A 9,625-nucleotide genomic window follows, 5' to 3' on the forward strand; every position below is an offset into this window, starting at 1 on the left:
GGTGGTGGCCAACACCGAGGACGTCGGCGAACGCTTCGCCGAGGAAGCCCGCAAGATCGACTACGGCGAATCCGACGAGCGCGGCATCCGCGGCCAAGCCTCCCGCGAGGAGACGCAGGCGCTGCTGGAAGAGGGCATTGCCGTGCTGCCGCTGCCGCTGCCCAAGGGCCTCAAGGGTCCCCTGCAGTAAGCCTCCTCCGGGTGTAACCGGATGTTCTGACTTTCCGGCGTCCTCCTAGAATGCGCCTGACCGAACGTGGGCGGAGGGCGCATGGAGGCATCTGGCTACCGGCAGCTGGCACCGGGGGAACCCGCTCCGTGGTTCCGGCAGCGGACCACGGCAAAACCCGACTACGTGTTCGACACGACGGGCGGCCGCTACATCGTCCTGTGCTTCCTGGGCACGGCCCGGGATGCGGCCGGCCAGGCGGCGCTGGGCTTCGCGCAGGAGCACCGGGCGCTGTTCGACGACGAGCGCTGCTCCTTCTTCGGCGTGACCTCGGATCCGGACGACGCCGCCGCGGGCCGCGTCGTCCAGTCCGTGCCCGGCATCCGCCACTTCCTCGACTTCGACGGCGCCGTCGCCCGCCTGTACGGCGCGCTGCCCGAAGGTGCGCAGCCCGGCGATGACGCCGTGACGCACCAGTACCGGCGCATCTGGGTGGTGCTGAATCCGGGCCTGCAGGTCAAGGCGGTGCTGCCCTTCCGGCCCGACGGCAGCGACCGCCAGGCGCTGGCGACCCTGCTGGAGGGCCTGCCGCCGGTCTCGCACTACGGCGGCCTGGAGATGCACGCGCCCGTCATCATCATCCCGGACGTGCTGGAGAGCGCGCTCTGCGAAGACCTGGTCCGGCGCTACGAGGCCGCCGGCGGCACGCCTTCGGGCTTCATGCGCGACGTGGACGGCAAGACGGTCGCCCTGCACGACCCCGGCCACAAGCGGCGCAGCGACTACACCATCGAGGACGACGCCCTGCGGCGCCTGCTGCAGCACCGCGTGCGCCAGAAGGTGGTGCCGGTGATCCGCAAGGTGCACTGCTTCGAGGCCAACCGCATGGAGCGCTACCTGGTGGGTTGCTACGACGCCGAGTCCGGCGGGCATTTCGCCCCCCACCGCGACAACACCACCCGCGGCACGGCGCACCGCCGCTTCGCCCTGTCGGTCAACCTCAACGACGACTTCGAGGGCGGCGAGCTCGCGTTTCCCGAGTACGGCTGGCGCCGCTACAAGGTGCCGGCGGGCGGCGCCATCGTGTTCGCTGGCGCGCTGCTGCACACGGTGAGCGCGGTGCGGCGGGGCCGCCGCTATGCCTTCCTGCCCTTCCTGTACGACGACGCCGCCGCGGCCGAACGCGAGGCGAACAGCGCCTACCTGGCCGGCGGCGGCGGGTACAAGGCCTGGCCGGGCGGCGTGCCGCCGCGGAAATGACGCTCAGGTCATGAACTGCAGCGCCGCGAGGCGCGCGTACATGCCGCCGGCGGCCAGCAGCTGCTCGTGGCGGCCCGCTTCCACCACCCGCCCATGGTCCAGCACGACGATGCGGTCGGCCTGCTGCACGGTGGCCAGCCGGTGCGCGATCACGAGGGTCGTGCGGCCGCGCATCGCCGAGGCCAGCGCCGCCTGCACCATGCGCTCGCTTTCCGCATCGAGCGCGCTGGTCGCCTCGTCCAGCAGCAGCAGCGGCGGATCCTTCAGGATCGCCCGCGCGATCGCGATGCGCTGGCGCTGCCCGCCCGACAGCCGCACGCCGCGCTCGCCCAGGAAGGTGCCGTAGCCCTCCGGCAGCGCGCGCAGGAAGCCGTCGGCATAGGCGGCGCGCGCGGCCGCATGCACCTCCTCCTCGCTCGCCTCCGGCCGGCCATAGCGGATGTTCTCCAGCGCCGATGCCGAGAAGATCACCGGCTCCTGCGGCACCAGGGCGATGCGCTCGCGCAGCGCCTGCAGTTGCCAGTCGCGCACCGGCGTGCCGTCGATGGCGATGCTGCCCTGCTGCGGATCGTAGAAGCGCAGCAGCAGCTGGAACACCGTGGTCTTGCCCGCGCCGCTGGGCCCGACCAGGGCTACCGTCTCGCCGGGCGCCACCGCCAGGTCGAAGTCCGCCAGCGCCGGCGCCTGCGGCCGCGAGGGATAGTGGAAGCGCACCCGGTCCAGCTTCACCGCGCTGCCGCCGGCCGGGACCGGCGGCGCCACCGGGTCGGGGGGTGACACCACCGGCGAGCGGCTGGCCAGCAGCTCCATCAGCCGCTCGGTGGCGCCGGCGGCGCGCAGCAGATCGCCGTACACCTCGCCCAGCACCGCCACCGCGCCGGCGAAGATCGCGACGTAGAAGGCCGCCTGCCCCAGCTGGCCGGCGGTGAGCTCGTTGCGCAGCACTGCCTGCGTGCCCTGGTAGAGGCCCCACAGCATCAGCCCCGCATTGGCGATGATCACGAAGGCCACCAGCGCCGCGCGGGCGCGCGTGCGGCGGATGCCGGTGCGGAACGCGTTCTCGGTCGCCGCCGCGAAGCGCCGCGCCTCGCGCTCCTCCGCCGCGTGGCTCTGCACCACGGGAATCGCATTCAGCACTTCGGCGGCGATCGCACTGGAATCGGCCACGCGGTCCTGGCTGGCGCGCGACAGGCGCCGCACGCGGCGGCCGAACAGCATGGCGGGCAGAACCACCAGCAGCACCACGAGCAGCACCAGCGCCATCACGCGCGGGTGCGTCACCACCAGCATCGCCAGCGCCCCGGTGCCCATCACCAGGTTGCGCAGGCCGAGCGAGAAGGAGGAGCCGACCACCGTCTGCACCAGCGTCGTGTCGGTGGTCAGGCGCGAGAGCACCTCGCCGGTCTGCGTGCTCTCGAAGAAGGCGGGGCTCTGTTCCAGCACGTGGGCATAGACCGCGTTGCGCAGGTCGGCCGTGACCCGTTCGCCGATCCAGCTCACGAGGTAGAAGCGGCCGGCGGAAAAAATACCGAGGCCCACGGCCACCGCGAACAGCAGCAGGAAATGCTCCCGCAGCGAAACGATGCGGGCGCCCGGGTCGGCGCTCAGGCCGCGGTCGATCATCGTGCGCAGCGCCACCGGAAACAGCAGCATCGCCCCGGCCGCCAGCAGCAGGAACAGGCCTGCCAGCAGGATGCGCGAGCGGTAGGGCCGCAGGAAGGGCAGGAGCCCGGAGAGCGACTTCGGCGAGCGGGTCGGGGGCGCGGCGTCGGGCATCGGGGCAGTGTAGCGAGCGGCTTAACGGGGCTGACGCGGATCGGCGCGGCGGAGGCCGGCGGGCTTACATTGACAAGGTGATGACTCGCTCCGGACCCAAGCCGCCCGCGCGCCCCGCCGGCGGCCTCGACCAGCCCTGGTACGCGGGCGACCCGATTCCCGTGCCGGAGGTCGTGCAGAGCGACGGCGACACGGCCTGGCAGATGTTCAACGAGATCGCCCGCCAGCACGATGCCCGCTTCGCGCCCACGGCGCCGATGACGGTGCCGCCGCCTGCGCTGGGCGACGGCGCCTGGGCCGTCACCCAGCCGGCGCTGCGCGCGCCGCTGCAGGCGCAGAAGCGCGCCGCGCAGCCGCTGATCACGCTCGACGCCGCGATGCTGGTGGCGCGCAGGAACAACCGCGTGTGCCCGCGCCCGGTGCGCTGGACGGAATTCTTCGCCCTGCTGCCGCCGCGCAAGACGGCGCGCGGGGAGCTGCGTCCGCCAGCGCCGGTCACCGGCCCGGCCTGGGACGTGACGCCCCCGCTCACCAAGCGCCTGTGCTTCCGCGAGCACATCGAATGGGCGGAGAGCGCCGGCCTGCTCGAATCCGCCATGGCCTTCATGCAGTCCATGCGCGAGGACGAGTGGCTGCACATGGGCGAAGACTGAGGCCGCTTACCATCGCCGGATGGCCACCGCCTCCAGCGGCTACAACCTCGCGCGCTTCGACCTCGTCTCGATCCGCCTCGTCGTCGACTGCCTGCAGCAGGGCAGCCTGAGCGCCGCCGCGCGCGCATCGCACCTCGCCCTCGCGGCCGCCAGCCGCCGCCTGCGCGAGCTGGAGGACGCGGTCGGCGAGCCCCTGTTCGAGCGCCACGGCCGCGGCCTGCTGCCCACCAGCGCCGGCCGCGTGTTCGCGCGCCACGCGCTGGAGATGCTGCAGTCGCTGGACCAGATCGGCAGCGAGCTGGCGGATTTGAAGCGCGGCATCACGCGCCACATCCGCCTGTGCGCCAGCACGGCCGCGATCAACCAGTTCCTGCCGCCGCTGCTGGCGCGCCATGCGCGCGAGGTGCGGCACGTGCACGTGGAGCTGGAGGAGCAGGTGTCGAGCCTGGTGGCCGTCACCGTGCGCGAGGGCCGTGCCGACCTCGGCGTGTTCGTCGAAGGCGCCGACACAGAGGGCCTCGACTGCCGGCTGTTCCGCCGCGACGAACTGGTGCTGGTGCTGCCGGCCCGGCATCGCCTCAACGGCCGCGGCGCGATCGCGTTTTCCGAGGCGCTGGAGGAGGACTGGATCAGCCTCGCCGAAGGCGCGGCGCTGCTGCAGAAGCAGCACGAGGCGGCCCACGCCGCCGGCCGGCCGCTGAAGCTGCGCATGCAGGTGCGCAGCTTCGACGCGGTGTGCCACCTGGTGGGCTCCGGTCTCGGCATCGCGCTGCTGCCCAGGAGCGCGGCGCTGCCCATCGTCGGCGCGATGGGGCTGCGCTGGCGGGCCTTGAGCGATCCCTGGGCCTCGCGCCGCCTGCTGCTGGCCACCCGGCCCGGCATGCACGACGCCGCGGTGGAGCAGCTGGTGGGCTTCCTGGTCGAGCCTTCGCAAAAAGCGAAAGCTCCGCCCCGCAAAAGGCAATAGACGCCGCCCGCACGCGACCGCACACTGCGCGGATGGAGACCCCGAACGCCGCCGGCCCGCTGGCCGGCCTGAAGGTCGTGGAACTGGGCCAGCTCATCGCCGGCCCGTTCGCGGCCAAGACCCTCGCCGACTTCGGCGCCGACGTGGTCAAGATCGAGCCGCCCGGTGCCGGCGATCCGCTGCGCAGCTGGCGCCTGCTGAAGAACGGCACCTCCGTGTGGTGGCAGGTGCAGTCGCGCAACAAGCGCTCGCTGGCGCTGGACCTCAAGCAGCCGGAAGCGCAGGAGATCGTGCGCAAGCTGGCCGCCGAGGCCGACGTGCTGATCGAGAACTTCCGCCCCGGCGCGATGGAAGGCTGGGGGCTCGATCCGCAGCAACTGGTCGCGGCCAATCCGCGCCTGGTGGTGCTGCGCATCAGCGGCTACGGCCAGACCGGCCCCTACCGCGACCGTCCCGGCTTCGGCGTGGTGGGCGAGGCCATGGGCGGCCTGCGCCACCTGACGGCCGAACCGGGCCGGGTGCCGGTGCGCGTGGGCGTGAGCATCGGCGACACGCTGGCGGCGCTGCACGGCGTGATCGGCATCCTGATGGCGCTGCACGAGCGACAGCGCTCGGGCCAGGGCCAGGTGATCGACGTGGCGCTCTACGAAGCGGTCTTCAACTGCATGGAAAGCCTGCTGCCCGAATACAGCGCCTTCGGCGCCGTGCGCGGGCCGGCCGGCAGCGCGCTGCCCGGCATCGCGCCGACCAACGCGTACCTGTGCGCCGGCGGCGGCTATGCGCTGATCGCCGGCAACGGCGACAGCATCTACAAGCGCCTGATGGCCGCGATCGGCCGCGAGGACCTGGGCAACGATCCCGAGCTCGCGAACAACACGGGCCGCGTGAAGCGGGTCGAGGAGATCGATGCCGCCATCGGCGCGTGGACGAAGACGCGCACGGTGGACGAGGTGCTGCAGGCGCTCGACGCCGCCTCGGTGCCCGCGGGCCGCATCTACACCGTGGCCGACATCGCGGCCGATCCGCACTATGCCGCGCGCGGCATGCTGCAGCAGATCCGCCTCGACGACGGCGACACGCTCACGGTGCCGGGCATCGTGCCCAAGCTCTCGCGCACGCCGGGCGGCCAGCACCGCAACGCGCCGCGCCTGGGGCAGGACAGCGAGGCGGTGATGCGCGAACTGGGACTCACGGAAGAACAGATCGCCGGGCTCAAGCGCCGCGGCGTGGTCAAGGGCGAGGAATGAAGAAGCGCATCCACTTCAACGAGGTCGTCACGCGCGACGGCTTCCAGATCGAACCGGAATTCGTGCCCACCGACGCCAAGGTGCGGCTGGTGGACGCGCTCTCGGAGTGCGGCTACGCCAAGATCGAGGTCACGTCCTTCACCTCGCCCAAGGCGATCCCGATGCTGCGCGACGCCGAGGAGGTGATGGGCCGCATCCGTCGCGCACCGGGCGTCGAATACACCGTGCTGGTGCCCAACCTGCGCGGCGCCGAGCGGGCGATGGAGTCGCGCGCCGACGAACTGAACCTGGTGATGTCCACCTCGGAGACGCACAACCTGGCCAACCTGCGCATGCCGCGCGAGAAGAGCTTCGCGGCGCTGGCCGACGTGATCCGCTTCGTCGACGGCCGCACGCCCATCAACGTGTCGCTGTCCACCGCCTTCGGCTGCCCCATGGAGGGCGAGGTGCCGCAGGAGACGGTGCTGGGCTGGGCGCAGCGCTTCGCCGACCTGGGCGTGCGTGGCATCACGATCTGCGACACCACCGGCATGGCGCATCCGGCGCAGGTGGCGCGCATGTGCGAGGAGGCGCAGCGGCGCTTCCCCGGCCTGCAGCTCACGCTGCACTTCCACAACACGCGCGGCATGGGGCTGGCCAACGTGCTGGCCGCCGTGCAGGCCGGCATCGAGCGCTTCGACGGCTCGCTCGGCGGCCTCGGCGGCTGCCCCTACGCGCCCGGCGCGAGCGGCAACATCTCGAGCGAGGACACGATCCACATGCTGCAGGCCATGGGCCTCGACACCGGCGTCGACCTCGCCAGGCTGCTGCAGGTGGCCCGCGCGCTGCCGCAGATCGTCGGCCACGAAGTGCCGGGCCAGATCGTCAAGGCCGGCCCGAGCACGCAATTGCATCCGGTGCCCGCCGCCGTCGCGGAGCTGCGCGCCGCGCCCTGAATTCCTTTTTCGTCAATGCAAGAGGCGCCCGCGGGGCGCCATGGAGACTTCATGCCTGCGATCCAACGTAGAACCTTCCTCGGAGCCGCCGCCGCCGGTGCGGCCACCCTGGCGCTGCCGGCCCGGGCCCAGTGGGCCGGCAAGAACATCACGCTGCTGGTGGCTTCCGCCCCCGGCGGCACGACCGACATCTCGGCCCGCATGCTGGCCGAGCCGCTCGGCCGCATCCTGAAGGCCAACGTGGTGGTGGAGAACCGCGCCGGCGGCAACGGCAACATCGCCGGCCAGGCGGTGGCGCGCGCCAACCCCGACGGCACGACGCTGCTGGTGCAGTACTCCGGCTACCAGGCCATCACGCCGCTGGTGCAGCCCGTTGCCGGCTTCGACCCCGGCCGCGACCTCAAGCCGATCGGCCACCTGATCGACGCCCCGCAGGTGATGGTGGTGCGCAGCACCTTCCCGGCCAACACCTTCCAGGAGTTCCTCGCCTACGTGAAGGCGAATCCGGGCAAGGTGAACTACGCCTCCAGCGGCAACGGCGCGTTGCAGCACGTGACCACCGAGCTGCTGAAGGACCTGACGCAGACGCAGATGACGCACATCCCGTACCGCGGCACCGGCCCGGCGCTGACGGACCTGCTGGCCGGCAACGTGGACCTGACCATCACCACGCCGCCCCCGCTGCTGCCGCACATCAAGGCCGGCAAGCTGAAGGCCCTGATGACCACCGGCAAGACCCGCCTGCCGGTGCTGCCCGACGTGCCCACCGCCACCGAAACGGGCGTGGCGCTGGTGGCCTCGTCCTGGTTCGCCGTGTACGGGCCGGCGAGCCTGCCCGCCGACCTGCAGGACCGCCTCTCGGCGGCGGTGCGCCAGGTGGTCGAGACCGCCGAGTTCAAGCGCAAGGCCGAGGAGCAGGGCGCCAAGGCGATCCCGATGACGCCGGCCGAGCTGGCGGCGCTGGGAACGAAGGAGCGCGCCACCTGGGAGCGCATCGTGAAGCTGGCCAACATCAAGGCCGACTGAGCGGGCAGCGGTGTCGGGCCGGCCGCGCGGGCCGAGGCGTGACGCGCAGGCCGACTCCTGCCACCATGGAGCCCTGCACGCGCAGAGGAGTCGATCCATGCCGCATCCCCGCAAGCACATGAAGCTCTCCGGTGACCTCCACCCGCCCGAGGTGGAGGACTACGTCGGGGCGGGCGAGCGAGAAGGGGCGGACGAGGGTGAGGGTGAGCCCGTGCGGAGCGGCGCGACCGAGGCCGCCGCACCGCACGACGAAGGCGCAGGCCGGCCGCCAGGCCGGGCCGTGCCGGCCGTCCGGACCCTCGTCGTCTCCATGCCCTCCCGCCAATACGTCGACGCAGCCCGCGCCCAGGTGCGCGAACGGCCGCTCTTCACCGCGGCCGCGGCCTTCTTCGCCGGCTTCGCGATCGGCGTCATCACCCGCAGCCGCTAGGCAAGCACTCGCCGTACCCATCAGGCTTTGTCTGGGTGGGGGACGCCCCCGCGCCGGGTGATTCCCGAATGGGGGTGCCGACCACCCCCAGATTCGGGGACCCGGCACCATAGGGCCGCCCCGGTTCCGTGAAATCCTCAACGCTGGCGCCCACTTGCATGGGGGGCGCGGCACTCTCGCGCCGTTCGCGCAAGCCGGCACGCTTGATGCAATACATCACGCGGGAGCCTTCCAATGGGGGATGCCCACCGCACCGCGAAGTGCGACGCTGTTCCCCAGCAAAGGCTGAAGCCAGGTTACTCGGATGACGGGGGTCTGCCATGTGTCACGCTACTTACGGCAAGTTCCAGCTTCGGTTCCAGTCGCTGTTCACCAGCGGCCGCGGATTCGCCTTCCCATGCGACCACATGGGTCACGTGGACCTCGACGGCATGAGCGAACGGGCCCGCAACAACTACTTCTACGCCCGCGCCATGATCGGCCGCGAGCTGGCCTATCCGGCGGTGGAAGCGACCATCCTGCAGTGACGCGGGGAATCAGCCCCCGGTCGGCGGGCCCAAGCCGACCAGCGCCGCGGCCGCGGCGTCCCTCATTGCTTCACGACCGGAGGGAATTGAGCGGCATCGCATAATCCGGGGCTCACCCGAGGGACGAATGCGATGACCTACCCCAATACCCAGCTCTTCATCAACGGCCAGTGGCAGGATGCCGCCGACGGCCGTACGTTGCCGGTGTTCAATCCGGCCACCGGCAAGGAAATCGGGCGCGTCGCCCACGCCGGCAAAGCCGACCTCGACCGTGCGCTCGAGGCGGCCCAGAAGGGCTTCGAAACCTGGCGGGACATGACCCCCGCCGCCCGCAGCGCCATCATGCGCAAGGCCGCCGCCTTCATGCGCGAACGGGCTGCCGAGATCGCCCCGCTGCTGACCCAGGAACAAGGCAAGCCGCTCGCCGAGGCCAAGGGCGAGACGCTGGCCGCCGCCGATATCATCGAATGGTTCGCGGAAGAGGGCTTCCGCGTCTATGGCCGCCTCGTCCCCTCGCGCTTCAAGCCCGAGCTGCGCCAGATGGTGATCAAGGACCCGGTGGGCCCGGTGGCCGCCTTCACGCCGTGGAACTTCCCGATCAACCAGGTGGTGCGCAAGGTCGGCGCCGCGCTCGC

Annotated in this window: 11 protein-coding genes; 10 read left to right on the top strand and 1 reads right to left on the bottom strand. The window is 71.7% G+C overall.

From position 1 onward, the window contains the following. Positions 1–190: DUF1178 family protein (locus VFM98_RS23235; RefSeq protein WP_325112268.1), on the top strand; the 190-nt coding region annotated here is incomplete at its 5' end. A gap of 81 nt (positions 191–271) precedes the next feature. Next, on the top strand, positions 272–1,429 hold the full coding sequence (locus VFM98_RS23240; RefSeq protein ID WP_325112269.1) for a 2OG-Fe(II) oxygenase: 1,158 nt from the start codon (positions 272–274) through the stop codon (positions 1,427–1,429). A gap of 3 nt (positions 1,430–1,432) precedes the next feature. Here VFM98_RS23240 and VFM98_RS23245 read toward each other — a convergent pair whose 3' ends face one another. Then, positions 1,433–3,205, bottom strand: coding sequence for an ABC transporter transmembrane domain-containing protein (locus VFM98_RS23245; protein WP_325112270.1), 1,773 nt, complete (start codon positions 3,203–3,205; stop codon positions 1,433–1,435). 80 nt (positions 3,206–3,285) lie between these two features. Here VFM98_RS23245 and VFM98_RS23250 point away from each other — a divergent pair, with 80 nt between their 5' ends. The 8 genes from VFM98_RS23250 to VFM98_RS23285 all read left to right on the top strand — a co-directional run. Beyond that, positions 3,286–3,858 (top strand): hypothetical protein, encoded by a 573-nt coding sequence (locus VFM98_RS23250; protein WP_325112271.1) that lies wholly within the window; start codon positions 3,286–3,288, stop codon positions 3,856–3,858. Positions 3,859–3,877: 19 nt separating this feature from the next. Further along, positions 3,878–4,825 (top strand): LysR substrate-binding domain-containing protein, encoded by a 948-nt coding sequence (locus VFM98_RS23255; RefSeq protein WP_325112272.1) that lies wholly within the window; start codon positions 3,878–3,880, stop codon positions 4,823–4,825. 32 nt (positions 4,826–4,857) lie between these two features. Further along, positions 4,858–6,072, top strand: a complete 1,215-nt coding sequence (locus VFM98_RS23260) for a CaiB/BaiF CoA-transferase family protein (RefSeq protein ID WP_325112273.1) — start codon at positions 4,858–4,860, stop codon at positions 6,070–6,072. Further along, positions 6,069–7,007 (top strand): hydroxymethylglutaryl-CoA lyase, encoded by a 939-nt coding sequence (locus VFM98_RS23265; protein WP_325112274.1) that lies wholly within the window; start codon positions 6,069–6,071, stop codon positions 7,005–7,007. Before VFM98_RS23260 ends, VFM98_RS23265 begins: the two co-directional genes overlap by 4 nt. 51 nt (positions 7,008–7,058) lie before the next feature. Continuing rightward, the gene (locus tag VFM98_RS23270; RefSeq protein ID WP_325112275.1) at positions 7,059–8,033 is read left to right on the top strand and encodes a tripartite tricarboxylate transporter substrate binding protein; all 975 of its coding nucleotides are present in this window, start codon (positions 7,059–7,061) and stop codon (positions 8,031–8,033) included. 97 nt (positions 8,034–8,130) lie between these two features. After that, a complete protein-coding gene (locus VFM98_RS23275; RefSeq protein WP_325112276.1) occupies positions 8,131–8,463 on the top strand; it encodes a hypothetical protein in 333 nt (110 codons plus the stop codon). Between the two features lie 320 nt (positions 8,464–8,783). Further along, positions 8,784–8,990: a hypothetical protein gene (locus VFM98_RS23280; RefSeq protein ID WP_325112277.1), complete on the top strand. Its 207-nt coding sequence runs from the start codon at positions 8,784–8,786 to the stop codon at positions 8,988–8,990. A gap of 132 nt (positions 8,991–9,122) precedes the next feature. Then, positions 9,123–9,625: aldehyde dehydrogenase family protein (locus VFM98_RS23285; RefSeq protein ID WP_325112278.1), on the top strand; the 503-nt coding region annotated here is incomplete at its 3' end.

The sequence above is a fragment of the Ramlibacter sp. genome (assembly GCF_035706265.1).
Classification (GTDB): Bacteria; Pseudomonadota; Gammaproteobacteria; order Burkholderiales; family Burkholderiaceae_C; genus Ramlibacter.

What these genes read in the sequence shown, in the direction of transcription:
- VFM98_RS23240 (WP_325112269.1), top strand. Translation starts at nt 272, where the DNA reads ATGGAGGCATCTGGCTACCGGCAGCTGGCACCGGGGGAACCCGCTCCG.
- VFM98_RS23260 (WP_325112273.1), top strand. Translation starts at nt 4,858, where the DNA reads ATGGAGACCCCGAACGCCGCCGGCCCGCTGGCCGGCCTGAAGGTCGTG.
- VFM98_RS23280 (WP_325112277.1), top strand. Translation starts at nt 8,784, where the DNA reads ATGTGTCACGCTACTTACGGCAAGTTCCAGCTTCGGTTCCAGTCGCTG.
- VFM98_RS23275 (WP_325112276.1), top strand. Translation starts at nt 8,131, where the DNA reads ATGCCGCATCCCCGCAAGCACATGAAGCTCTCCGGTGACCTCCACCCG.
- VFM98_RS23255 (WP_325112272.1), top strand. Translation starts at nt 3,878, where the DNA reads ATGGCCACCGCCTCCAGCGGCTACAACCTCGCGCGCTTCGACCTCGTC.
- VFM98_RS23265 (WP_325112274.1), top strand. Translation starts at nt 6,069, where the DNA reads ATGAAGAAGCGCATCCACTTCAACGAGGTCGTCACGCGCGACGGCTTC.
- VFM98_RS23270 (WP_325112275.1), top strand. Translation starts at nt 7,059, where the DNA reads ATGCCTGCGATCCAACGTAGAACCTTCCTCGGAGCCGCCGCCGCCGGT.
- VFM98_RS23250 (WP_325112271.1), top strand. Translation starts at nt 3,286, where the DNA reads ATGACTCGCTCCGGACCCAAGCCGCCCGCGCGCCCCGCCGGCGGCCTC.
- VFM98_RS23245 (WP_325112270.1), bottom strand. Translation starts at nt 3,205, where the DNA reads ATGCCCGACGCCGCGCCCCCGACCCGCTCGCCGAAGTCGCTCTCCGGG.